The organism is Erwinia sp. S43 (assembly GCF_016624745.1).
Taxonomy (GTDB): domain Bacteria; phylum Pseudomonadota; class Gammaproteobacteria; order Enterobacterales; family Enterobacteriaceae; genus Erwinia; species Erwinia coffeiphila.
The window spans coordinates 59,267-82,956 of record NZ_JACVTX010000025.1; the positions used below are offsets into that span (position 1 = coordinate 59,267).

Sequence of the window (23,690 nt, forward strand, 5' to 3'; positions counted from 1 at the left end):
TTTGTCAGGCGCTACGACGGTTAAATTTTGCATAACCGTAGGGGGTAGCGCCTGATTTTTTCGTATCCGACAGAATGATCCAGCCTACAGCGCGTGGAACCAGGCGATAATTTCCGCACCGTGGCTGTCAAACAGCAGCTTAGCGCTCATCACCGCAGAAACAATCACGATCATCGGGCGGATCAGCTTCTGGCCTTTACTCAGCACCATCCTGGCCCCCAGGCGCGCACCGCACACCTGCCCCGCCAGCATCACCACGCCCACGCCCCACACCACCTTGCCACCCAGCATAAACAACAACAGCCCGCCGAGATTCGAGGTGAAGTTCAGCACTTTGGCATGCGCGGTCGATTTCGCCAGGTTGTAGCCGCACAGGGTGACGAATGCCAGCGCGTAAAACGATCCCGCACCCGGCCCGAAGAAGCCATCATAGAAACCGACGCAGCCCCCGGCGACCAGCGCAAACGGCAGGCCGTGCAGGCGACGATGGCGATCCTCTTCGCCGATGCGCGGCATCAGCAGGAAGTACAGGCCAATGGCAATCACCAGCAGCGGCAGCAGCTGGCGCAGAATATCGCCTTTAACGTGCTGCACCAGCAGCGCACCGCAGATCGACCCTAAAAAGGTCAGCGCGATATTTAGCTTCTGTTCGCGCAGATCCACCGCCTTGCGGCGAATAAAATAGAGACTGGCGGAGAACGATCCGCCCACTGACTGTAGCTTGTTGGTGGCCAGCGCCTGCGCCGGGGAAAGCCCGGCGGCCAGCAGTGCCGGAACGGTCAGTAACCCACCGCCTCCGGCGATTGAGTCAATAAAACCGGCAAGTAATGCCACCAGAAACAGCACCCCCAGTAACCACGGGGCAACGGCAAACCACTCCATCTGAATTCCTTAAATCCTGAATGTAACGGCAATCACAGCAAATGCCGATCCAGCAGCGCCTGGCAGGCCTTCGGCAGCGGTGGCGGCTCGCGTTTTACCGGCGGAGTCGTACCCGGCTTAGGCGGAGCAAACCAGCTTTGCAGCTCGGCTCCGCAGCCGTCGCCCGCAGGCGGCAATGGCTGATCCTCACACTGCAGGCTACCCGCCGGGCAGCGCAGACGCACGTGCATGTGTGCACGGTGCTGGAACCACGGACGCACCTTGCGCAGCCAGTCGCGATCGGCACCGGCATCGGCACACAGCTGCTTTTTGATCGCCGGATTAACGAAGATACGCGTAACCTCATTATCCTTCGCGGCCAGCTTGATCAGGCTGTCTATCTGCGGCTGCCAGTGGCGGGCAACGACGTTTTTACCGTCGGCGCTGACCAGATCCAGCGGCTGCGGCTTCAGCAACATCTGCTGCGTCCAGCGCTGCTTCGGCAGCTGGAGCCAGATATCCACGTCCAGACCGGACTGATGGCTGGCGTGGCCGCTGCTAAAGCGCCCACCGGCCGCCATGCCCATATCCCCCACCAGCACTTCGCCCAGACCCAGCTGGGTGGTGCGGGTGCTGAGGCGCTGGATAAAAGCGATCAGATCGGGATGACCAAAATAACGACGCTGATCGGTGCGCATCACCTGATAGCCCGGTGCCTCCAGCGGCAGCGCCTGAGCACCGATAATACAGCCGTTAGAGAACGCGCCAATCGACTGCGGCGCACCGCTAATCGGCTGACGGATCGTCTGCCACGGCGTGGCCGCCAGGGAAGCCGCAGAAATCAGCAGGGAGCACAGCACAAACAGCGTCTTTTTCATCGTCGTTACCAGCGTGGGATATCGGTGTGAACGTCCGCATTCTGCGCGCGGTGGCGCAGCAGATGGTCCATCAGCACAATCGCCATCATCGCTTCAGCGATCGGCACTGCGCGAATGCCCACGCAGGGATCGTGACGCCCCTTGGTGATCATCTCGACTTCTTCACCGCTGCGGGTGATGGTCTGACCCGGTACGGTAATGCTGGACGTCGGTTTCATCGCCAGGTGTGCAATAATGGTCTGGCCGCTGCTGATGCCGCCGAGAATACCGCCCGCGTGGTTGCTCTGGAAACCGTTAGCACGGATTTCATCACGATGCTGGCTGCCGCGCTGGTTAACCACCGCGAAACCGTCACCGATTTCAATGCCCTTCACCGCGTTGATGCTCATCAGCGCGTGCGCCAGGTCGGCGTCCAGACGATCGAAAACCGGCTCGCCGAGGCCAACCGGAACGCGCTCCGCCATGACCGTCACTTTTGCGCCAATCGAGTCACCCTCTTTTTTCAGGCCGCGCATCAGTTCATCCAGCGCTTCGATTTTGTCCGGGTCCGGGCAGAAGAACGGGTTCTGCTCAACCTGATCCCAGTCCTTCAGCTCGCAGGCCACGTCGCCGATCTGCGCCAGGTAGCCGCGCACTTTAATACCGTGCTTCATTTCCAGATATTTTTTAGCAATGGCTCCCGCCGCAACGCGCATGGCGGTTTCACGGGCGGATGAACGGCCACCGCCGCGATAGTCGCGAAAGCCGTATTTTTGATCGTAGGTGTAATCGGCATGGCCAGGACGGAACAGATCTTTGATCGTGCCGTAATCCTGTGAACGCTGGTCGGTGTTTTCGATCAGCAGACCGATGCTGGTGCCGGTGGTACGGCCTTCAAACACGCCGGAAAGGATTTTGACCTGATCCGGTTCGCGGCGCTGGGTGGTATAGCGCGAGGTGCCAGGGCGGCGACGGTCAAGGTCGTGCTGCAAATCGGCTTCGGTCAGTGGAATGCCCGGCGGCACACCGTCAACGATACAGCCGAGGGCGATACCGTGTGATTCACCAAACGTCGTTACCCGAAATACTTGTCCAATGGTATTACCCGCCATGCTGGCTCCTCGCTCTGTTTTTCTAATTAGTCTTTGTAAATTTTGAAGTGATGCTGGGCATCGATAATCTGTTGTTTAGTCAGCATAAACACGCCGTCACCGCCGTTATCGAACTCCAGCCAGGTGAAGGGCACATCCGGGTACTGTTCAATCATGTGCACCATGCTGTTGCCCACTTCGCAAATCAGCACGCCGTCATCGCTCAGATAGTTTGGCGCACAGGCCAGAATGCGGCGCACCAGCTTCAGGCCGTCGCGCCCTGCTGCCAGGCCCAGTTCCGGCTCGTGGCGATATTCATCAGGCAGATCGTCCATATCGTCCGCATCGACGTACGGCGGATTGGTGACGATCAGATCGTACTGCGTTTCCGGCAGTCCGCGGAACAGATCGGCGCGGATCGGCGTAACGTGCTGGTCAAGGCCGTGAGCGCTGATGTTCTGCTCGGTGACCGCCAGCGCGTCAGTTGAGATATCTACCGCATCCACTTCCGCTTCCGGGAAGGCGTAGGCACAGGCAATGGCGATACAGCCGCTGCCAGTGCACATATCCAGAATGTGGCGCGGCTCATCGTTGATGATGCCGGAGAAACGGTTGTTGATCAGCTCCCCCACCGGCGAACGTGGCACCAGCACCCGCTCATCAACGTAAAATTCATGGCCGCAGAACCAGGCTTTATTGGTCAGATAGGCCACCGGAATACGCTCGTTAACACGGCGAATCACCCGCTCAACGATGCGGTGACGTTCGCTGGAGGTCAGACGCGCGGTGCGCATATCTTCCGGGATATCCAGCGGCAGGTAGAGCGTTGGCAGCACCAGCTGAACGGCTTCGTCCCAGGGATTGTCGGTGCCGTGGCCGTACCAGATATCAGCAGCAGAAAAGCGGCTGACCGACCAGCGCAACATATCCTGAATGGTGTGCAGTTCATTCACTGCTTCATCGACGAAAATTTTGTCCAAAGTGCCCTCCGCAGGCCGTTCGTTAAACCCGGGCGCTAGTTTGCCACGAAGACGCAGATAATTCAGCGCGAGGGGGTGAAAAAGCTGAGATTTGTTTAGTCCCCGGGGGAAGAAAAGGTAGACTAGCGGCTGAAAACAGTATGATGATGCTGAATGCTGGCCTGATGCCCGCGCTATTCTGAGAACAAGCAGTGAGTTGAGATGAGTAAAAAAGAGAAACTGAGCGTGGAGGACAAGGCGCTGTTTCGCGGGCTGATGAGCGGGACGCGCAAGCTGGCGCAGGACACCATTGTGCACAAACCACCGCGTAAAAAAATCAGCGAAGTGCCGCAAAAACGCCTGCTGTCCGAGCAGATGGATGCCAGCCACTATTTTTCCGATGAATTCCAGCCGTTGCTGGCCAACGAAGGCCCGGTTCGCTATGTGCGATCCGACGTCAGCCACTATGAGTTAAAAAAACTCCGGCGCGGCGACTATACGCCGGAGATTTTTCTCGATCTGCACGGTTTGACCCAGCAGCAGGCCAAGCAAGAGCTCGGTGCGCTGATTGCCGCCTGTCGGCGCGAGCATATTTTTTGCGCCAGCGTGATGCACGGGCACGGCAAACATATTCTGAAGCAGCAGACGCCGCTGTGGCTGGCCCAGCATCCGTGGGTCACGGCGTTTCATCAGGCACCCAAGCTGTTCGGTGGCGATGCGGCCCTGCTGGTGCTGATTGAAGTGGAAGAGTGGACGCCGCCGGAGCTGCCGTAAAGGCCTCGGCCCTTGCGCAAGACGTCGGGACTAAAAGGTGGGCGGGACAATATGGGCCGACCGCAGAACGAGGCCGACCCCGGAGCCGTAAGCTAGATCGCTTTGGCGAGTTTGGCGGGTGAAACCTGCCACTCAAGTTTGCCCTGGGCGCTGTCCGGATCGAAATCAACGCAGGCAATGGCGGAAGTAGAAAACATCGGCGGCGCTTCCTGCGGGCACAGTTCTGCAACCAGATACCCCACCAGCGGCAGGTGCGAAATCACCAGCACCGATTTTACGCCTTTATCAGCTAGCACCTGCAGGTAGCACGCCACCTGGGCGGGGTCGCCACCGGGCGTCAGCTCCGGCAATACCTCTTCACCCGCCGGCAGCGCCAGCGCTTCACGCACGGTGTTAAGGGTCTGCTTTGCACGCAGGTAAGGGCTCACCAGCACACGTTCGATATCCACAGACTGACCGTTAAGCCAGGCCGCCATTTGACGGGACTCGTCACAGCCGCAGTGGGTCAGAGGTCTTACTGAATCACTGGCTGCATCCAGAGCCGCATCACCGTGACGCATTATAAAAACTTGCATATAGCACCGCTGTTGTTAAACAAAAACGCCGGAGGTACAACGCCACCGACTCTTCATTCAGAGAATGAACGGTGTGTTGTACCTAATGCCTTTAGTATAGTCAACCGATTGTTTACTTAGTGAGCGACCGGTATAACAACCCAACAGAGCAACCTACTTATCGGTCAGAATTAACCCGCTGAAACGCCGCCGCTATCCAGCGTAACATCCGGTCCGTAGAAGGTTTTCTGTTCTTCCATCATTTTTTTCAGCCGTTCGCAGGGGGCGAAGCGAGAACCGAATCGCTGCTCCAGCTGCTCAAGGGCCGCGACCACCTGAGCGATGCCCATCTGGTCCATGTAGCAGAACGGCCCGCCGAGAAACGGTGGGAAACCAATGCCGAACACCGCACCGATATCGCCATCCCGCGCGCTGCCCACTACCTGTTCATCCAGAGTGCGGGCCGCCTCGTTGAGCATCATCATCACACAACGCGTAGCAATATCTTGTGCGCTAAGACAAGGTTTTGGCGACAGCTTCAGCAGGCGATAGATCTCCGCATCGGCCTTTTTCTTCCCACCCGGGCGTTTGCCGTAAAGATAAAAGCCCCGACCGTTTTTTCGCCCTTTACGGTTATCGTTAAGCACCGCGCCCAGCGACGAAGGCAGCGCAAAACGTTCACCCCACGCCTTTTCCAGCACCGGCATAATATGCGTGCCGACATCAATGCCGACTTCATCCAGCAGCTGCACCGGGCCAACGGGGAAGCCAAACTTCACCAGCGCATCGTCAATCGCTTCGATCGGTTCCCCGGCCAGCAGGCAGTGCATCGCCTCAATCACGTAGGGGGCAAGGATACGGTTAACGTAAAAACCGGCTTTATCCGCCACCACAATCGCCGTTTTTCCCTGTCTTTTCGCCAGCGCCACCGCCGTTGCTACGGTCACATCGCTGGTGCCCGCGTGCGGAATGACCTCAACCAGCGGCATTTTTTCCGGCGGGCTGAAATAGTGCAGGCCAATGACATTTTCCGGCCGCAGCGACCCGGCGGCGATATCGGCAATCGGCAGCGAAGAGGTATTGGAGGCAAAGATCGTCTGCGGCCCGCAGTGAGCTTCAACTTCCGTCACCATTTTTTGCTTGAGGGCCAGGTCTTCAAACACCGCTTCAATAATCACATCGCGCTGGCTGAAGCCCTGATAATCGGTCGATCCGGTAATCAGCGCCATCTGCTGCTGTCGCCCGGCTTCCGTCAGATGGCGACGTTTCACCGCTTTGCTTAATACCTGCCAGCTGGTTTTCAGCGCGTGGTTGATGCCCTGTGCATTAATATCCTTGATGCGCACCGGCAGCCCGGCGCGGGTGGCGGTCACGCAGGCGATACCGCCGCCCATCAGTCCCCCGCCCAGTACGCCAATGCTGTGCAGCGTTCGCGGTTTGCCTGCGGCTCCCGGATCTTTTTTCAGCGAGGTGGTGGCAAAAAACAGCCCGCGCAGTGCCGCCGATTCCGGCGTCATCGCCAGCTCGCCAAAGGCCCTCGCCTCCGCTTCGTAGCCGCTGCTGCTGCCCTGTTCCAGTCCCTGGCGCACTACCGTCAGGATTTTATCCACCGCCGGATAGTTGCCGTGAGTCTTCGCCTGCGCCCGGCGTTTCGCCATGTTAAACAGCAGCGCCCTGCCCGCCGGTCCGCTCAGCAGCCGCTCGCGCAGCGGCAGCGGTTTTCTTGCCTCACGCGCTTTCAGCACGGTCTTTACCGCCGTTTCCAGCAGAATAGCGTGCGGCACGGCTTCATCCACCAGCCCGCATTTTAACGCCTGTCGTGGGCGCAGCGTTTTCCCACTCAGGATCATGTCCAGCGCCATCGAGGCACCGATTAAACGTGGCAGACGCTGCGTGCCGCCCGATCCCGGCAGTAAACCCAGCTGCACCTCCGGTAATCCCAGGCGGGTTTTCTCATCAAGGCTGCAGACGCGATGATGGCAGGACAGCGCCAGCTCAAGACCGCCGCCAAGACAGGCCCCGTGGATCGCCGCCACCACCGGCACCGGCAATCCTGCGATTTCGGCCATCACCTTCTGCCCCTGCTGCGCCAGCTTTTCCGCCTGCTGCGCGCTATCGCATGCGGCGATCATCGCGATGTCCGCACCGGCAATAAATGAGTCCGCCTTGCCGGAGACGATCACCAACCCGGCCAGCTGCGGATTAGCACAGGCGCGCTTGAGTACGCTGCGGATCTCTGCGGCAAATTCCGCTTTCAGGGTGTTCATCTTCTCGCCCGGCACGTCGATGGTAATCACCCCGACGTTGTCGAGCCGCATCGTCAGAGTAAATGCTGATGACTGTTCCATTATTCCGCCTCCAGAACCATTGCCGCGCCAAGACCACCCGCCGCGCAGGCGGTCACCAGCCCCAGACCACCGCCGCGACGCCGCAGCTCATTCAGCGTTTGGGTGATCATCCGCGCTCCGGTGGCCGCGAACGGGTGGCCGTAGGCGATGGAACCGCCCAGCACGTTAAAGATCTCTTCATTGACTTCGCCCAGCGCGTGCGGGCGATTCAGTACCTCGCGGGCGAAGCGCTCGTCGGCGAACATTTTAAGATTAGCGAGCGTCTGCGCAGCAAACGCCTCGTGCATATCGATTAGCGTCAGATCGCTGAGGGTGATACCCGCACGCTCCAGCGCCAGCGGCGAGGACCACGCCGGTCCCAGCAGCATATCCTCACGCACGCCAATCGCGGTGAAGGCGTAGCTGCGCAGATAGCCCAGCGGGGTGATGCCCAGATCACGCGCGCGGGATTCGGTCATCAGGATCACCGCCGCCGCGCCGTCGGTGAGCGGCGTGCTGTTGGCGGCGGTCACCGTACCGTGGCGGCGATCGAACGCCGGCCGCAGGCGGGCATAGTCTTCCGGCCTGGAGTCGGGGCGCACGTTGTTGTCCTGTTCCAGCGCGGCCTGCCACGGGGGGGTAAAGGCGGTCATCACCTCCTGATTCAGCAGCCCCTGCTGCCAGGCACGCGCCGCGCGCTGGTGCGAGCGGTGTGCCAGCGCGTCCTGCTGCTCGCGACTGATACCGTGGCTTTTTGCCATCTGTTCGGCAGTATCCCCCATCCTCAGTCCGGTGGAGTATTCGGCAACGGCAGGCGGCACGGGCAGTAAATCGCGCGGGCGCAGCTGGCTGAACAGCTTGAGTTTTTGTGACAGGGTGCGTGCCTTGTTGAGATCGACCAGCGTTCTTGCCAGCTTGCGACTGACGCCAATCGGCAATACGGAAGAGGAGTCGGCACCACCGGCGATCCCCACCTGAATACTGCCCGCCATCAGGCTTTCCGCCACGTTTGCCACCGCCTGAAAGCTGGTGGCACAGGCGCGGCTGACGCTGTACGCGTCGGTGTGGACGCTCATACCGCTGGCCAGCACGATTTCCCGGGCAATATTTGGCGCTTCCGGCATCTGCACCACCTGGCCAAAGACCAGCTGATCGATGATATCGGCGGGAATATCGCTGCGGGCCAGCAGCTCACTGACCACCATTCTGCCCAGCTCCAGCGCCGGGATGCCGTGGAAGGCCGTCGCCTGCTTAGCAAACGGCGTGCGCAGTCCGTGGGTAATGGCGATGCGGTCGCCCTGGCGCGTCAGCAAAGGTAGCGCTTTGCTCATTATTATCACCTGTTTCGTGTCGATGGACGGCATCACTGCCAAAGAGGTCTGACCTCCTCAGTGTTAACCAGAATATAACGGGGCGCTACGGCGGGAAGAAAAAAATGCGAGAGCAAACACGGTTTAAGGGGAGCATGGCCGCTCCCCATAGCCTGTCAGCACAGGCAAGAGCGTGGTTCAGCGCAGACCAAGCTGGAATATCAGCGTTTCGGCCTGGCAGCTAAAGGTAAAGCTACAGTCGAGCACCACGCCTTCCGGCGTTTCGGTAAACGTACTGTCGATCGTGCAGGGATCGGACTCAACCTCACGCGCTTTCGCTGTCAGCGAGGTCAGCATCGCTTCGGCTTCGCTGCGATTAGCAAAGGTACGATTGTAAGCCGCCGTGCAGTCGGTGTTATCCATTACGGTGCCCACATCAACGCAGCAACAGGCTGCCGTTTCGCTGGCGCTACAGCGGTTAATTGCGTCGGTCATTTCATCCTCCGGCATGCCGCGACAGGAAGGCGGCAGGTTAATTTAAGACTAAATCCATTTTACGCCTGACGCTTTTCCCGCTCCAGCAGACGCGCGAAATGAGTCCGTGAAGTGATGAAAATCACACTATTATTTGATCCACCGCAATCAGCGGCGTTGTTCAAAATTTCTACCTGTAAGTTTTTGTTAGGCAGATCTCTTTTCTTGCATCATTTTGGAAATAAGTCGAAAACATTATTGCAACATCTGTACAGGTCGGACCTATACTTGGGCCACTGGTCTGATTTGTTGCCTGTCAGTCAGTCCCTACAATCCGCGATCCCTTGTTACTTCAGGTAACAGAGTTTAATAAAATCTAATGAGGTTGTGGTTATGAACCATAAAAACCTGTTTACGAAATCCACACTTGCCGTGGCAGTGGCCCTTGTTTCTTCAAATGTGTTTGCGGCTGGCTTTCAACTGAATGAATTTTCCTCTATTGGTTTAGGTCGTGCCTACTCCGGTGAAGGCGCGATGGGTGATACCGCCGCGTCCGCCAGCCGTAACCCTGCAACCATGGCGCTGATGGATCGCCCGATGTTCTCCGTCGGCGCGGTGTTTATCGATCCCGGTGTTGATATCGACGGCCAGTCGGCCAGCGGCAACAGCCTGGATGCCAGCAATATCGCCCCAACCGCCTGGGTGCCGAATATTCACTACGTGCAGCCGCTTAACGATCAGTGGTGGGTTGGCGCCAGCGTCACCTCTAACTACGGTCTGGCTACCGAGTTCAACGACAGCTATACAGCAGGTCCGTACGCCGGTAAAACCGACCTGACCACCATGAACTTTAACCTCAGCACCGCCTACCGTCTGGATCAGCACTTCAGCTTCGGCGTGGGCTTTGACGCGGTTTATGCTCGTGCCAAAATTGAACGCTACGCCGGTGAATCCCTCGGCTCGCTGGGTATCCCGGCTAACACCCAGATTGCCCATCTGAAAGGTGATGAATGGGGCTACGGCTGGAATGCCGGTATTCTGTATGAAGTGGATGACAATAACCGCTTCGGTCTGACCTACCGTTCAGAAGTGAAGATCGATTTCGACGGCGATTATCGCAGCAGCCTGCCAAGCTCGATTAACCCACTGAATCAGGCTCTGGGTCTTGGCCTGCCGTTTGGTACCGACGGTAATACGATTCCTGGTGCACTGACGCTGAATCTGCCGGAAATGTGGGAACTGTCAGGCTTCCATAAGGTGGCACCGAAGTGGGCCGTACACTACAGCCTGGCCTACACCAGCTGGAGCCAGTTCCAGGAGCTGAAAGCCACCGGCACCAGCGGCCAGCAGCTGTTCTACAAAGATGAGAGCTTTAAAGATGCTTACCGCATCGCGCTGGGTACCACCTACTATCATGACGATCACTGGACATTCCGTACCGGTATCGCCTTCGATGACAGCCCGGTTCCGGCACAGACTCGCTCTATTTCCATTCCCGATCAGGACCGTTTGTGGCTGAGCGCCGGTACGTCTTATGCCTTCAATGAAGATGCATCGGTTGACGTCGGCGTTTCCTATATGCACGGCCAGCACGTGACGGTGAAAGAAGGCCCTTATACCTTTAACTCTACCGGTAAAGCGTGGCTGTACGGCGCAAGCTTTAACTACAAATTCTGATTACCGTTCAGCATGAAAAGGCCCGCGGGTTTCCCGGCGGGCCTTTTATTATGCAGCGCGAAAACAACTATGAGACGCGAGAATTACGGCGCATCAATATCGTTGAGTTCGTCTTTGATCGCCGCCGCATTCGGATTTTCCTGCGGGATCAGCTTGCCGTCGCTGGCAAGGAAATCATGATGCTGGAAGTAAGCCGAACGCATAAACGCATAAGGATCTTTCGAATTGCTCAGGATAGAGTCGGAATCCAGCAGCTGCGCGCGGGTTTCAATACCTTCCAGCGCCCACTTACCGGCGGACATCCACCACGTCAGCCATGACAGCGGTGGATAGAGATCGTCAACAATGCCACCGACATCCTCACGCGGCGTAAAGCTGCCGTAGCCCGGCACCACCACATATGTGCCGTAACCCACGCCGTAATGGCCCAATGTGCTACCGAAGGCGCGCGGTTCTTCTTTCGCCAGTTTCGGGTTAGCCATGCTGGCCACATCAATCAGACCGCCCATCCCCAACAGGGTGTTCAGGAAGAAACGGTTAAAGTGGATCATCGCCTTGTAGGGATTTCCCTCAACGAAGTAGTTCACCATCGATGCCGGTTCATCAAGGTTACTAAAGAAGTTGCCCAGGCCGTTTCGCGCCGGTACCGGCACGTAGTCGCGCCATGCTACCGCAACGGGCCGGAGGACGTACGGGTCCAGCACGTTGTAGTTAAAGTTGAACATTGACCGGTTGAAGCCTTCCAGCGGATCGGAACGTCCCTGAGGATCATCGGCGTTCTTAGAGCTGGCGCAGCCCACCATCATTACGCTTGCCAGCACTAAGCCCGTCAGGCGATAGTTCATTTTTTTCTCCCTGTACTGGTTTATGGATTATCGCCTGCCACCTGCTGGTCGATTGTGACCGCAAGCTGCTGTTGACCGTTGAATGGCGTAACCTCACTCAGCCCGAACCAGTCACCGGGTTGAGGATTGGCGCTGCCGTCGCGTGAAATACGTACGCGAACCCGCACCTGATGCTGCGCTGATAGCAAGCGCTCCGGCATCATTGCGTTACTGTCATCCAGCGTGAGCGATAGAGGAAAATGGCTCAGCGGCAACTGCTTCACCGCAACGGGAACTGGAGTGGTTCCGTCAGAAACAGAAATATACAACACTCCACCTTCCGGTAACATTTTTTCTGCCTCCGGCGACAGATTTACCTGAATCGCCAGATGACTGCTTTGCTGACCCGATGCGCTTTTGGCCTGCTCAATACTGCGGCGAATGACCTCAACACGCGCATCTTTGGCCGGTAAAAGCGCCAACATCTTATCCCAGGCTTCGATGGCTGCGGTGTAATCCTGCTGGCCAAAGGCATTAAATGCCAATAAACCCAGCAGACGAAGGTTGTTGCCGTCGTGTTTCAGCATATCACGCAGCATCACCGTTGCCTGGCGGTTGTCCTGCAGGTCACCGGATCGCGCCAGCACTTCAGCATAGCTCAGCCTGACGTCGGGATTATCCGGTGCCAGCTGCAGGGCGCGTTCAAAGGACTGCGTGGCGAGGGTGGCGTTATTCAGCACCATTCCCAGCCGCCCGAGCATCATCCAGTCGTTCAGATTATGCGGCTCCTGCTGCAGTTCGCTGCGAATTCCGAGCGCCAGCCGGGCCAGCTGTTCCATATTCAAGGGCGCGGCCTGCGGGTCCATTACCTGCCTGCGCAGCGCGGGCAGATCGCTTTTTACCTGCTGCCAGGCCAACACCTGCGACAGGCCGCCGGTTTTCAGATAAAACCCCACGCTGATCACAGCCAGCAGCACGCCGCCGGGAAGCAGTACCCAACGGCTCAGCGGCCGGGCAGACGGCTGCTTGGTCAGGGCAGGGTTCCGGCTGGGAGGATCGCATGGAGGGGGCGACATAAGCCCGCCATCCGCCAGACCTGACGCGCCCGGCAGGGACGGCGCTCCCGCGAACTCCGTCGCCTGGCTCCCGGCATTCGGTTCCAGCCGACCAACGTCGTAACACTGGCTGCCTCCCACGCGTTGACTCGCGGTTTCGGCTTCGGCATCACTTACACTTAAACGCTGCCTGCCGCGCAGCACAATGATCAGTGCCCCCATGGCAACAAATAGCGCCGGCCCCGCCCACAGGATCAGCGTGGAGAGCTGTAGCGGGGGCTGATAGGAAACAAAATTACCGTAGCGATCGATCATCCACGCCTTAATCTGCTCCGGAGTTTGCCCCTGGCGCAGCAGCTCATAAACCTTAAGCCGCATATCCGCCGCGATGATCGAGTTAGAGTCGGCGATGCTGTTATTCTGGCATTTGGGGCAGCGCAGTGACTCAGTCAGATGGCGATACTGCTGCTCCTGGTTGACTGAATCAAACTGATAAGTATCGATGCTGTCCGCCAGCACGCTGGTACTCAACAGCATCAGTGCCAGCGCAATCAGAAACGACTTCACTGGCTGCTCTCCCGGCTGTACTGCTGCCAGAGCGGCTTCAGCTCATCCCGCCAGACCTGTTCATTCATATCCCCGGCGTGGCGATAGCGGATAATCCCCCTGCCATCGATCAGAAACGTTTCCGGTGCGCCATACACGCCCAGATCCAGCCCCAGCATGCCGTCACCGTCATACAGGCTCAGGATGTAAGGATTTCCCAGAGTATTCAGCCAGTTCACCGCCTTCAGGCGATCGTCCTTATAGTTCAGCCCCACCACACGCACTCCCTGCGTTGCCAGCGTATTTAAATATTGATGTTCCGCCCGGCAGGTCGGGCACCAGGTCGCCCAGACGTTCAGCAGAAGCGGCTGACCGGTCAGCAGCACCGATCTGTCGTACACTTTCCCCGGCAGCTCCAGCGACTCCAGCCGGAATTCCGGCACCGGTTTACCCACCAGCGCGGATTCAAGACGCGTGGGATCGTCGCCGTTGGCGTTGCGGCTCAGTTGCCACATCAGCGCAGCCGCCAGCAGAAGAAACAGGAACAGCGGGATAAACAGTATTTTCCTGTTCATAACGCCTCCTGCGCTTTTTTACGCGAACGGTAGCGGGGGTCCAGCAGGCAAAGCACACCGCCTGCGGCCATCAGCAGGCCACCAAACCAGATCCAGCGCACGAACGGTTTGTAGTAAATACGCACCGCCCAGGAATCTCCGCCCAGCTCTTCCCCCAGCGCGGCGTAAAGATCGCGCGTAAAACCACCATCGATCGCGGCTTCGGTCATCATCATGCGGGCAACGCTGTAGTAGCGTTTTTCCGCATACAGCGTCGCTTCCTGCTGGCCGTTGCGGGTGACATCGATAACGCCGACGTCGCCAGAGTAGTTCGGGCCCTGCAGGTTGTGTAGCGCGCGGAATGTGAAATGATAATTATGGATATCCACCGAGTCCCCGGCCTTCATCCTGACGTCACGCTCCACGCTGTAGTTCTGGCTGAAGGCGATGCCAATCACCGTGACCGCCACGCCGAGATGGCCGAGCACCATCCCCCAGTGGCTGCGCGACAGGCGCAGCAGTCCCCTGAAGAAGCCGTGACGATGGGTTGCACGCTCGTGCAGCTCCATCAGCGTCAGAAGGATCACCCAGATTGCCATCAGCAGGCCGACGACGGTCATCGCCTCAATCCGGTCCTGCATCAGCCACGGCAGCAGAATCGACAGTACGCAGGTCGTCAGTGCGGCAATACCAAGCCGTTTCCACAGCGTTTTCGGACTGTCCCGCCGCCAGCGCACCAGCGGCCCGATACCCAACATCAGCGCCAGTGGCGCCATCAGCCAGGTAAACAGCGTATTAAAGAAAGGCTCGCCGATGGAAATACTGCCCAGCCCCAGCTGCTTATGTACCAGCGGCAGCATAGTACCCAGCAGCACCACCAGCACGGCGGCGATCAGCAACACGTTGTTGCCCAGCAGAAACGATTCGCGCGACCAGAGTTCGTTTTGCACTCTGCCGCGCACCCGTCCACCCTTGATGGCATACAGCAGTAGCGAACCGCCGATCGCGATCACCAGGAAGGCGAGGATAAACATACCGCGCGCCGGATCGGAGGCAAAAGAGTGCACCGAAACCAGCACGCCGGAGCGCACCAGGAACGTCCCCAGCAGGCTGAGCGAAAAGGCGGAAATCGCCAGCAGCACCGTCCAAGCCTTAAACGCCCCGCGCTTTTCGGTTACGGCCAGCGAGTGCAGCAGCGCCGTTCCCGCCAGCCACGGCATCAGCGAAGCGTTTTCGACCGGGTCCCAGAACCACCAGCCTCCCCAGCCCAGCTCGTAATAGGCCCAGGCCGATCCCAGCACGATACCTGCGGTCAGAAATACCCATGCGGCGAGGGTCCACGTTCGCGACCAGCGGGCCCACGCCGTATCCAGCCGACCGGCCAGTAGCGAAGCAATCGCAAAAGCAAAGGCCACGGAAAAACCCACGTAACCCAAGTACAGCAGCGGCGGATGGAAGATCAGCCCGATATCCTGCAGCATCGGGTTCAGATCGTTACCGTCAATCGGCAGATCCGGCAGCGTGCGGATAAACGGGTTAGAGGTCAGGGTAATAAACAGCAGAAACGCCAGATTGATCATCCCCATCACCGCCAGCACGCGGGCGATAGCCTCCTGCGGCATGCTGCGGCTGAACAGAGCGACCGCCAGCGTCCAGCCGCTGAGCAGCAGCACCCAAAGCAGCAGCGATCCCTCATGCGCGCCCCATGTCGCCGCCACGCGATACCAGACCGGCAGCAGGCTGTTGGAGTTAGCGGCCACGTACGCCACGCTGAAATCATTCACTACAAAGGCGTGAACCAGAATCAGAAAAGCACCGGCAACGCAGGTAAACAGAGCAACAGCCAAAGGCCGCGCCATCGCCATCAGACGCGCATCCCGGCGGGCAGCGCCCCACAGCGGATAGATAATCAGCAGCAGGGACACACCCAGCGCCAGGCACAGCAGGAAACTGCCGACTTCCGGGATCATGGCTGACCTCCCGGGTTCACCCCGGACGCCGGTGGCCGATGATTTTTCTTCATCGCGTCGGTAATTTCCGGCGGCGTATATTTCTCATCGTGCTTCGCCAGCACCTCTTTCGCCATCACGTGGCGGCTGTCCTCCAGCACGCCCTGGGCCACCACACCCTGCCCCTCACGGAACAGATCCGGCAGAATCCCCTCATAGCTGACGTTAATCACCCCGCTGTTATCGTATAGCTGGAAAGACACTTTCAGCGTATGGGGATCGCGCTTCACGCTGCCCGGCATCACCATGCCGCCGACCCGCAGCCGCTGGCCCGGTTCCGGTTTCTGCTGCGCTTCCCCTTTGCCGTAAATAATTTCGCTGGGGGTATAGAACAGGTCAATATTGGCGCGCAGCGCATACATCACCAGCGCCGTGGCAATGCCGAGGCCAGCCAGCACCACCAGCGTGAGGATAAGACGGTTTTTTCGGCGTTGATTCATGATGGCTCCCCTGCCGACGCGGGGCGATTTTTACGGCTTTTCGCCGCGCGAATACGCTGTTCGCGTGCTTCACGCTGGCGGATCGCCGTCAGTAACCGGCGGCGCTGCATGACGGTGTGGAGGATCAGTCCGCCGAGGCCCAGCAGTGCACAAGCCACCGCCAGCCAGACATAGCTGGCATAGCCACCCATGACGAAGAAATCATGCCAGTTGGAGAATGCCGGAGTCATAACCTGCGCCCTCCTTTCATCGCGATCGCTACGGCCCAGGGGCGGTGACCTTCGCTCAGCAACAGCAGGTTGCGCAGGCGCATCAGGGTAAGAGTGACAAAGACCAGCAGCATACCGAGAATTGACCAGCGCAGCGGCGTACGCATACTCGGATCGATAGCCTGCTGCATCACGCCGGAAGATCCCTGATGCAGGGTGTTCCACCAGTCGACCGAGTAGTGAATAATCGGCAGATTCACCACGCCGACGAGGATCAGCAGCCCGGCTGCTCGTCCGCCGGTCCGGCTGTCATCAAATGCATTCCGCAGAGCGATAGCGCCCACATAAAGGAACAGCAGCACCAGCTCCGAAGTGAGCCGGGCATCCCAGATCCACCAGGTGCCCCACATGGGTTTTCCCCAGGCCGCGCCGGTCACCAGAGCGATAAAAGCAAACACGGCACCGATCGGGGCCATGGCGGCGGCGGCGAGATCGGCGGTTTTCCACTGCCACACCAGGCCAACAAACGCCGCAGCGGCCATCGTGGTGTAGACGCCCATTGACCACATCGCGGCGGGCACATGGATATAAATGATGCGATAGCTGTCGCCCTGCTGATAGTCGGCCGGAGCAAAAACGAATCCCCACCCCCATCCCAACAGTAGCGTTATTGCGCCAGCGACCGCAAACCAGGGAGTCAAAAGACCGCATATTCGATATAGCCGCTCCGGCTTACTAAGTTGATGAATCCATTTCAACATGATTAAACCTGCTAAAAATAAAAGAAAATCGTATGCGTAACGCGCCGCAATTTACTTTACATCCTGCTACTGCACGCTGACCCTCAGCGCAGCGGCGGTGGCAAACGGCGCGAGGGCAAAACTGGCGGCCAGCAAAGCCCCCAGGATCGACAGATAGCCGCTAATCGGCAGCCCCTGCCCTGCGGCATCCATCGCGCTGCTGGCAAAAATCAGCACCGGGATGGCCAGCGGCAGAACCAGCAGGCTTAACAATACGCCACCGCGCCGCAGCCCGACGGTCAGCCCCACGCCGATAGCTCCGAGAAAACTCAGCGTTGGCGTACCCAGCAGCAGGGTTAACGCCATTGCCCACCAGTTGGCATAATCCAGCGACAGCAGCAGCGCCGCCAGCGGCGAAAGCAGCAGCAGCGGCAGGCCGGTGACCATCCAGTGCGCGGCCACCTTGCCGAGTACGGTCAGCGGCAGCGGCGCGGGCATCAGCAGCAGCTGCTCCAGCGAGCCGTCGATAAAATCATCACGAAACAGCCTCTCCAGCGCCAACAGTGACGACAGCAGTGCGGCAACCCACACGATGCCCGGCGCAATCCGCGCCAGCAGCTGAGGTTCCGGCCCGATGCCCAGTGGAAACAGGGTGATGACGATCAAAAAGAACCACAGCGGATTCATCACCTCCGATCCGCTGCGGAACGCAATCCGCAGTTCCCGCTTCAGCACGCGCCAGAACATCAGTTGTACTCCGGCGCGGCCAGCCGCACGGTGCCGACCCGCTGCATGCCGGATGGCAGCGGCTGGTGAGTGGTCAGAACTACCGCACCGCCCTCTGCCGTGTGGCGCGTAAACTGCGCCATTAGCGCCTCAACCCCGGTTCGATCGATAGCGGTCAGCGGTTCATCGAGTATCCACAAGGGTGCCCGGGTCAGCCACAGCCGGGCCAGCGCCACGCGCCGCTGCTGGCCCGCCGACAGCTGCGCCGCCGGAACGTCTTCATAACCGGTAAGTCCAACCTGCTCCAGCGCCTGCAACAGCAGCGCCTGCGGGCAATCCCCATGGTAGAAGCTGAGGTTTTCCAACGGGGTCAAAATCGCCTTCACCCCCGGCTGATGCCCGAGGTACAACAGGCTGGCGTGATAAACTTCGCGCTGCCGGTAAATACTTTGCTGCTGCCAGAGCACTTCACCCCGATCCGCCCGGCTCAGCCCGGCAAGAATACGCAGCAGCGAAGTTTTCCCCGCGCCGTTGGCTCCTTCAATCTGCACAATCTCTCCTGCGGAAACGGCAAAGCTCAGCCCGCTAAACAGCGTTCGGTTATCGCGCATACAGGTCAGATTTCTGGCAGACAGCATGGGAAATTCACACATTAAATACAGGGCGATGGATCATATCACAGGCCCGACGGCTACCTGGAAGTACATTGAAAAATATCCACACTAACCCCAGGTTAATTCACTATTACAATCTCCATTTGCATATGAAAACGTCGCAGTTAAAGCTTTGTTACTCTTCTGATTGCATGACATCGTACTTTTCCCTGCTTTACCTTCACCCCCTGCGCCGCTGCCAGATAAAAAACTCCGCTACGCTTAAAAGGATACGACCGTACCTCCGGGGGAAAGATGACCAGTAAGACAAACGATAAAACCGCTGAAAATGAAGTTGAAAGCGAAGAGAGCGAACAGGGAAAGGAGATTGAAGTTGATGAGGAGGTGCTGCCTTCCCGCGCCGCCGCGGTTCACGAGCAGATACGTCAGGAGGGGGAAAAAGAGCTGGAGCGCGACGGCCTGGCGCTACTGTTTTCAGCCATCGCCGCCGGGATTTCGATGGGGGCTTCGCTGATGGCGAAGGGCATTTTCCAGGTTAATCTGCACGAGGTGCCGGGCGGCTTTCTACTGGAGAACCTCGGCTACACCTTCGGCTTTATTATCGTGATTATGGCTCGTCAGCAGCTGTTCACCGAGAACACCGTCACGGCCGTGCTGCCGGTGATGCATAAACCCACGGTGGGTAACGGGCTGCTGCTGCTGCGGCTGTGGGGGCTGGTGCTGCTGGGCAACCTGATCGGCACCGCGCTGGCCTCGCTGGGCTTTATCCATATGCCCATTTTTGACGACGCCACCCGCAGTGCATTTGTCAGTATCAGTCAGAAAGTGATGGAGAATCCGCCGAACGAAATGTTTGCCAACGCCGTGGTGTCCGGCTGGATTATCGCCACCATGGTCTGGATGTTTCCTTCCGCCGGTGCCGCCAAAATCTGGGTGATTATCCTGATGACCTGGCTGGTTGCGCTGGGCGATCTCGCTCATATCGTGGTCGGCTCCGTCGAGATCTTCTATCTGGTCTTTAACGGCGACATCCCGTGGCAGCAGTTTATCTGGCCGTTTGCCCTGCCGACGCTGGCCGGCAATATCATCGGCGGCACCTTTATTTTTGCCCTGCTCAGCCACGCGCAAATCCGCAACGATATGCGTAACAAAGCCAAAGCCGAGGCGGAAGCCAAAGCGAAGCGCGAGAAGCACAGGCAGCAGGGACACACGGCGAATTGATGGTAAAATGCGCAGTCAGTTCGGTAAGTAGTTAATCTGCGGCAGGAATTGCGCTATACTCCCGCCGCTGTCTCCTTAGTTAAATGGATATAACGAGCCCCTCCTAAGGGCTAGTTGCAGGTTCGATTCCTGCAGGGGACACCATATCATCTGCCAGTATCCCGCCATAACCCTTCGCACTCCACCACGATTACTGTTACAAGTATTTTTATGAAAACACCTAACCATCTGGTTTTTATATCTTTTAATCAAATTCACAATTGTAGAAGGTTTACATAATTTGTATACTGACACTTTTGAGTAGTAAGCTAGCCCTCAAAACCTTCAATTGTAACTGATATGAAACACCTTAGATAAGAAAGTTAATTTCACTAATCATTTTCATAATGATTTATAATGTTATGGTGTAGCATAGTTAGTTTTAACATATTAGTATTTTATTTATTTTGATAAAAATTAATAGGTTACATTAGAATGGCATTTGTTAGTGTTGGTTCAATTGATGAAAAATTCGTAACTTGTACATAATGCCATTCTTACCGATCCTAATGACTCTACTCAAATTTACTAACTATTGATAAGGACAAAAATAGTGGATGAATTTTCAGAAATCTCCAAAAAAATATTCAGCTTATTTTCAACAGATCAAGACTTTCATGCTGAGCAACAAAACGATGGTAGGTACTATAAAAAGCATGGAAGAATAACATCTGTAAAAATCGAACAAATGCTTAGAGACCACGGTTCAATAGCGGTGTATCAGCGGAATATAGATGACAGAATTAAATGGATTTGCTACGACTTTGACATTGTCAAATCACAACTATCTGAATCAAAAAGACAAAAAGCACAGGATGAACTTAATTTAACCGTAACTAAGTTTTGCAATTATTTAGTAAAAAAAGAAATATCATTTCTTATTGAACACTCTGGAAATAGAGGCATTCACATATGGATCACCTTTAATATACCTATATCTATAAAAAATGGATATGAAATAACGTCACTATTACTTGAACATGCGCAGCTAAATTACAATTCAGAAATCATTGCAATAGATTTATTTCCGCACTCCAACAAAATTACGAATAGTGTAGGGTCTTGCGTAAAACTTCCTTTATCTAAGCATAAAAAATCAGGATGCTATTCATTTTTCTTGAAAGGAGTCAATTCTGTAGGCAAATCATCCCCTCCTCAATCACTCTCCCAAGAATTTTTATTTGAACAAAAAAAAATAGTCGACACACATGCGCCTGTATCAATTGAACAGATTGAAAAAACCTTCAATGTCTTTTTATCGCTACACCATACCTCATATTTCGAAGCTAGAATAAAAGAAATCAGAGTTAATGAATTCTGTTTAGGTGAGCTATTAAAACACTGGGAAAAACACCCACCTTTAAATAACTTAAAAAAGAAAATTGAAGACCGTAACCTAAATAATCAAGAGCGGAAGCTCTTAGTAGGAATACTCGGAAATGTAGTTGGAAAAGATTTAAAAAAAATAGGTGAAAAAACCCTACTTAAAATATTCGAAATGCAGCAAAACTATAACAAAGACATTACACTCAAAGCAATAGATATGCTTTCTTCTTTTTACTTTCCAACAAAAGAACAGATGGAAGACATACTGAAAGAAAGGTTTGATAAAACTATCACAGATACCAACCTTTTAGATGCGATTTTAATAAAAGTTATCAGTTACGATCAAGGATACTTTGACTTTTGCATAACAGACGTCGAAGTAACAAGAAATGCCGAGATGAAATACCTTATACAAAATGATGAGGCTCAATCTCGAAAAGTTTTCAACGAGCTTTGTATAATTAGGCCTGAAGAGTATTTATCAAATATAAAAAGCTTTATTGAAAATTACTCTAGAGACAAAGTTAATTTCTATAGGCATTCTAGAAAAGAAAGCGATAAAGAAAGAGAGTTAATAAGCCTTGAGTGCCTTGAACGTATAACAACAAGTATGATTCTAAAGCAAATTCACCATTTCTTTAGTCTACCCAATAGCAATTCAAGTCATGGGTACAGGGTTCAAAATGGTTTCAAAAATGGTTTCATATTCGAGCCATGGCTCTATCTTTGGATTCAGTTCTTATCTAACATTTCAACTTTCATCAATAATCCAGACAACTCAGATTGTTATATAATAAAAGCAGACATTGCATCATTTTATAACAAAGTAGATCATGACAAACTTAAAAGAATACTATTAGATAGCTCTCCATTAAGCACTGTTAAAGAGAAACTAACATTATTAGATAGCCAATCCTTAGAGAAATACAAAAAATTAATAACAATCTGTCTTGATATCTCTAAGGCTACCGTTACTGATGATAAAGGGTTACCGCAAGGCCCAGCCTTTGCAAGATTCTTTGCAGAGTTGTATTTATCTGAGATCGATAGTAAATTTGAAGAATTACTAAGCAATGATTCAATATTATTATATCAACGATATGTTGATGATATTTTTATTGTATGCAAGTCTGAAAATGAAGCTAAAGTGACGCTTTCACTTCTTGAGTCAGAACTTAATATGCTGGGACTTGAAATAAAACATAGTAAGACCCTTATAAAAAAAGTCGCAGACTTTTCTCCCGACTATGATAAGTATCGTTCTCAGTCAAAATATTCAGTAGATAGAATTTCCACTAATTTCTCAACCGCGACCAATGAAGAGAAAAGTCATGCTATAAACGAATTTATCGGTCTTATACAGTCAGATACTAAACAGGATGATTACTCATTTATTTTTTCTCACCTTAGAGGGGTCGCTGAGGTCGAACAATTAAAAAATGATGAGATAGATGATATTCTTGCAAGCGGGGTAGGTAGAGGAAGTTTATATCGGAACCTTTTTAATCATGTCTTAGAAGAGGAAAAAAACTGGCATTATCTAATATCAGCAAAAACTTACAATCCTCTTCAATCAGAAGTACTCACTTCGACAATTATAAATTTTATTGAAGAAGGAAAAAATAGTCATGATAAATTTATAGATTTGATGAATGAAATTTATGACAAATTGACATTGACCAATATGGTAAATGAGCACTTGTTACAAATGAATTTATTAATGGGACTAGATGTTGATTATAAAAAAATGTCCGCTAATTCAATAGTCGATGTGGTGAGTGCATTTCCCCTACGATTAAACATAAAAACGACAGCCCCCCTTCTGGAACAAATTAACACTGAATTAAACAGCATGGATGATAAAAACAAAATCATAAATGTACTATATGCGTTATCACGTACGGCGCACATAGAAACAGAAGAATTGAAAAAGATATCCTCTCTGTTTTTCTCTTACATTGCCTTAAATATGGTTAATGCTGAGTTCAGTCAAAAAGAGGAATTCATCAACGAAAGCCTAAGCTACACAATAAAGTACCACTACCTTATTTCTTTATTTTCATTATCTAAAGTCAATACATCTCGTGAATTGCTAATAAGCATGTGGAAGTATTGCGCCTGTATGCATAATAATATTAAACACAATATTAATGAGAAGATTGATTATGGGTGGATACATAAAATAGCATCAATAGAATTAGATCAAAGCAAGTTGTACGTTTTATTATCGTCAATCGTAGATGGCGAGATTTTCAGAGGAACAACAGACAAGAGATCCGTTTTCAAAACTTACCATACACTTCTGTTAATAAGGTTATCAGAAAAGATCTCAGAATGGAAAAGCGATGATTTAGATGCCTTACTTGAAAAAATAAGTAGAACCTCCAATTTTTACGAATGGATCATAAACAGAGATCAAACTGATTTACTTCCTAATTCTAGGGAGTGGTTTTGTAAGTATCCCGCATAATCGTGCCATTCACATTTAGAGATCTTCCGGCAT

21 protein-coding genes and 1 tRNA gene are annotated in these 23,690 nt (G+C 54.5%); 5 read left to right on the plus strand and 17 right to left on the minus strand.

Annotated features, from left to right (window positions below):
• Positions 1–84 precede the first annotated feature (84 nt).
• The 4 genes from IBT47_RS21745 to prmB are packed head-to-tail and all read right to left on the minus strand — an operon-like array spanning position 85 to position 3,789.
• The gene (locus IBT47_RS21745) at positions 85–882 is read right to left on the minus strand and encodes a sulfite exporter TauE/SafE family protein (RefSeq protein WP_105591205.1); all 798 of its coding nucleotides are present in this window, start codon (positions 880–882) and stop codon (positions 85–87) included.
• 32 nt (positions 883–914) lie between these two features.
• Positions 915–1,739 carry a penicillin-insensitive murein endopeptidase gene (mepA, locus tag IBT47_RS21750; protein WP_200562992.1) on the minus strand — a complete coding sequence of 275 codons (825 nt, stop codon included), beginning with the start codon at positions 1,737–1,739 and terminating at the stop codon, positions 915–917.
• A 5-nt stretch (positions 1,740–1,744) separates the two neighbouring features.
• Positions 1,745–2,830, minus strand: coding sequence for a chorismate synthase (gene aroC / locus IBT47_RS21755; protein WP_105591203.1), 1,086 nt, complete (start codon positions 2,828–2,830; stop codon positions 1,745–1,747).
• 26 nt (positions 2,831–2,856) lie between these two features.
• Positions 2,857–3,789, minus strand: a complete 933-nt coding sequence (gene prmB, locus IBT47_RS21760; protein WP_105591202.1) for a 50S ribosomal protein L3 N(5)-glutamine methyltransferase — start codon at positions 3,787–3,789, stop codon at positions 2,857–2,859.
• 201 nt (positions 3,790–3,990) lie between these two features.
• Here prmB and smrB point away from each other — a divergent pair, with 201 nt between their 5' ends.
• Complete coding sequence (smrB, locus tag IBT47_RS21765; RefSeq protein ID WP_105591201.1) at positions 3,991–4,542, plus strand: endonuclease SmrB; 552 nt, start codon at positions 3,991–3,993, stop codon at positions 4,540–4,542.
• A gap of 92 nt (positions 4,543–4,634) precedes the next feature.
• On the opposite strand, the gene sixA is transcribed toward smrB, so the two are convergent.
• The 4 genes from sixA to IBT47_RS21785 form a co-directional block, all read right to left on the minus strand.
• On the minus strand, positions 4,635–5,117 hold the full coding sequence (sixA, locus tag IBT47_RS21770) for a phosphohistidine phosphatase SixA (RefSeq protein ID WP_105591200.1): 483 nt from the start codon (positions 5,115–5,117) through the stop codon (positions 4,635–4,637).
• Positions 5,118–5,287: 170 nt separating this feature from the next.
• Positions 5,288–7,444 (minus strand): fatty acid oxidation complex subunit alpha FadJ, encoded by a 2,157-nt coding sequence (gene fadJ, locus IBT47_RS21775; RefSeq protein ID WP_200562994.1) that lies wholly within the window; start codon positions 7,442–7,444, stop codon positions 5,288–5,290.
• Positions 7,444–8,754 carry an acetyl-CoA C-acyltransferase FadI gene (gene fadI / locus IBT47_RS21780; protein WP_200562996.1) on the minus strand — a complete coding sequence of 437 codons (1,311 nt, stop codon included), beginning with the start codon at positions 8,752–8,754 and terminating at the stop codon, positions 7,444–7,446. The genes fadJ and fadI overlap by 1 nt, the downstream gene beginning before the upstream one ends.
• 177 nt (positions 8,755–8,931) lie before the next feature.
• Positions 8,932–9,228, minus strand: a complete 297-nt coding sequence (locus IBT47_RS21785; protein ID WP_200562998.1) for a YfcZ/YiiS family protein — start codon at positions 9,226–9,228, stop codon at positions 8,932–8,934.
• A 372-nt stretch (positions 9,229–9,600) separates the two neighbouring features.
• On the opposite strand from IBT47_RS21785, the gene fadL reads away from it, so the two are divergent.
• Positions 9,601–10,884 carry a long-chain fatty acid transporter FadL gene (gene fadL / locus IBT47_RS21790; protein WP_200563000.1) on the plus strand — a complete coding sequence of 428 codons (1,284 nt, stop codon included), beginning with the start codon at positions 9,601–9,603 and terminating at the stop codon, positions 10,882–10,884.
• Positions 10,885–10,967: 83 nt separating this feature from the next.
• On the opposite strand, the gene mlaA is transcribed toward fadL, so the two are convergent.
• The 9 genes from mlaA to ccmA form a co-directional block, all read right to left on the minus strand.
• The gene (gene mlaA / locus IBT47_RS21795; RefSeq protein WP_200546107.1) at positions 10,968–11,729 is read right to left on the minus strand and encodes a phospholipid-binding lipoprotein MlaA; all 762 of its coding nucleotides are present in this window, start codon (positions 11,727–11,729) and stop codon (positions 10,968–10,970) included.
• Positions 11,730–11,749: 20 nt separating this feature from the next.
• Positions 11,750–13,300 carry a cytochrome c-type biogenesis protein CcmH gene (locus IBT47_RS27385; RefSeq protein WP_370569932.1) on the minus strand — a complete coding sequence of 517 codons (1,551 nt, stop codon included), beginning with the start codon at positions 13,298–13,300 and terminating at the stop codon, positions 11,750–11,752.
• 26 nt (positions 13,301–13,326) lie between these two features.
• Positions 13,327–13,884, minus strand: a complete 558-nt coding sequence (locus IBT47_RS21810) for a DsbE family thiol:disulfide interchange protein (RefSeq protein ID WP_200563002.1) — start codon at positions 13,882–13,884, stop codon at positions 13,327–13,329.
• Complete coding sequence (locus tag IBT47_RS21815) at positions 13,881–15,833, minus strand: heme lyase CcmF/NrfE family subunit (protein ID WP_200563005.1); 1,953 nt, start codon at positions 15,831–15,833, stop codon at positions 13,881–13,883. The genes IBT47_RS21810 and IBT47_RS21815 overlap by 4 nt, the downstream gene beginning before the upstream one ends.
• Complete coding sequence (ccmE, locus tag IBT47_RS21820) at positions 15,830–16,312, minus strand: cytochrome c maturation protein CcmE (RefSeq protein WP_200563006.1); 483 nt, start codon at positions 16,310–16,312, stop codon at positions 15,830–15,832. The genes IBT47_RS21815 and ccmE overlap by 4 nt, the downstream gene beginning before the upstream one ends.
• Complete coding sequence (gene ccmD / locus IBT47_RS21825) at positions 16,309–16,542, minus strand: heme exporter protein CcmD (protein WP_200563008.1); 234 nt, start codon at positions 16,540–16,542, stop codon at positions 16,309–16,311. The genes ccmE and ccmD overlap by 4 nt, the downstream gene beginning before the upstream one ends.
• Positions 16,539–17,282 (minus strand): heme ABC transporter permease, encoded by a 744-nt coding sequence (locus IBT47_RS21830; RefSeq protein ID WP_200563010.1) that lies wholly within the window; start codon positions 17,280–17,282, stop codon positions 16,539–16,541. The genes ccmD and IBT47_RS21830 overlap by 4 nt, the downstream gene beginning before the upstream one ends.
• 66 nt (positions 17,283–17,348) lie before the next feature.
• A complete protein-coding gene (gene ccmB, locus IBT47_RS21835; RefSeq protein ID WP_200563011.1) occupies positions 17,349–18,008 on the minus strand; it encodes a heme exporter protein CcmB in 660 nt (219 codons plus the stop codon).
• Complete coding sequence (gene ccmA / locus IBT47_RS21840; RefSeq protein WP_200563013.1) at positions 18,008–18,625, minus strand: cytochrome c biogenesis heme-transporting ATPase CcmA; 618 nt, start codon at positions 18,623–18,625, stop codon at positions 18,008–18,010. Before ccmA ends, ccmB begins: the two co-directional genes overlap by 1 nt.
• 270 nt (positions 18,626–18,895) lie before the next feature.
• Between ccmA and IBT47_RS21845 the strand changes: the two genes are divergently transcribed.
• The 3 genes from IBT47_RS21845 (at position 18,896) to IBT47_RS27390 (ending at position 23,657) form a co-directional block, all read left to right on the plus strand.
• Entirely contained in the window at positions 18,896–19,822 is a 927-nt protein-coding gene (locus tag IBT47_RS21845; RefSeq protein WP_200563015.1) for a formate/nitrite transporter family protein, read from the plus strand.
• Positions 19,823–19,891: 69 nt separating this feature from the next.
• Positions 19,892–19,966, plus strand: a tRNA-Arg gene (locus IBT47_RS21850).
• Between the two features lie 448 nt (positions 19,967–20,414).
• On the plus strand, positions 20,415–23,657 hold the full coding sequence (locus tag IBT47_RS27390; RefSeq protein WP_200563017.1) for an RNA-directed DNA polymerase: 3,243 nt from the start codon (positions 20,415–20,417) through the stop codon (positions 23,655–23,657).
• Positions 23,658–23,690: the final 33 nt, after the last annotated feature.

Bases quoted from the DNA above. Each gene is read 5' to 3' on its own strand.
- fadJ (WP_200562994.1), bottom strand. From the start codon at position 7,444: ATGGAACAGTCATCAGCATTTACTCTGACGATGCGGCTCGACAACGTC.
- ccmA (WP_200563013.1), bottom strand. From the start codon at position 18,625: ATGCTGTCTGCCAGAAATCTGACCTGTATGCGCGATAACCGAACGCTG.
- ccmD (WP_200563008.1), bottom strand. From the start codon at position 16,542: ATGACTCCGGCATTCTCCAACTGGCATGATTTCTTCGTCATGGGTGGC.
- mepA (WP_200562992.1), bottom strand. From the start codon at position 1,739: ATGAAAAAGACGCTGTTTGTGCTGTGCTCCCTGCTGATTTCTGCGGCT.
- mlaA (WP_200546107.1), bottom strand. From the start codon at position 11,729: ATGAACTATCGCCTGACGGGCTTAGTGCTGGCAAGCGTAATGATGGTG.
- fadI (WP_200562996.1), bottom strand. From the start codon at position 8,754: ATGAGCAAAGCGCTACCTTTGCTGACGCGCCAGGGCGACCGCATCGCC.
- IBT47_RS21815 (WP_200563005.1), bottom strand. From the start codon at position 15,833: ATGATCCCGGAAGTCGGCAGTTTCCTGCTGTGCCTGGCGCTGGGTGTG.
- IBT47_RS27385 (WP_370569932.1), bottom strand. From the start codon at position 13,300: ATGCTGTTGAGTACCAGCGTGCTGGCGGACAGCATCGATACTTATCAG.
- fadL (WP_200563000.1), top strand. From the start codon at position 9,601: ATGAACCATAAAAACCTGTTTACGAAATCCACACTTGCCGTGGCAGTG.
- sixA (WP_105591200.1), bottom strand. From the start codon at position 5,117: ATGCAAGTTTTTATAATGCGTCACGGTGATGCGGCTCTGGATGCAGCC.
- IBT47_RS21810 (WP_200563002.1), bottom strand. From the start codon at position 13,884: ATGAACAGGAAAATACTGTTTATCCCGCTGTTCCTGTTTCTTCTGCTG.
- smrB (WP_105591201.1), top strand. From the start codon at position 3,991: ATGAGTAAAAAAGAGAAACTGAGCGTGGAGGACAAGGCGCTGTTTCGC.
- IBT47_RS21830 (WP_200563010.1), bottom strand. From the start codon at position 17,282: ATGTTGAAATGGATTCATCAACTTAGTAAGCCGGAGCGGCTATATCGA.
- aroC (WP_105591203.1), bottom strand. From the start codon at position 2,830: ATGGCGGGTAATACCATTGGACAAGTATTTCGGGTAACGACGTTTGGT.
- IBT47_RS21745 (WP_105591205.1), bottom strand. From the start codon at position 882: ATGGAGTGGTTTGCCGTTGCCCCGTGGTTACTGGGGGTGCTGTTTCTG.
- ccmB (WP_200563011.1), bottom strand. From the start codon at position 18,008: ATGTTCTGGCGCGTGCTGAAGCGGGAACTGCGGATTGCGTTCCGCAGC.
- IBT47_RS21785 (WP_200562998.1), bottom strand. From the start codon at position 9,228: ATGACCGACGCAATTAACCGCTGTAGCGCCAGCGAAACGGCAGCCTGT.
- IBT47_RS21845 (WP_200563015.1), top strand. From the start codon at position 18,896: ATGACCAGTAAGACAAACGATAAAACCGCTGAAAATGAAGTTGAAAGC.
- ccmE (WP_200563006.1), bottom strand. From the start codon at position 16,312: ATGAATCAACGCCGAAAAAACCGTCTTATCCTCACGCTGGTGGTGCTG.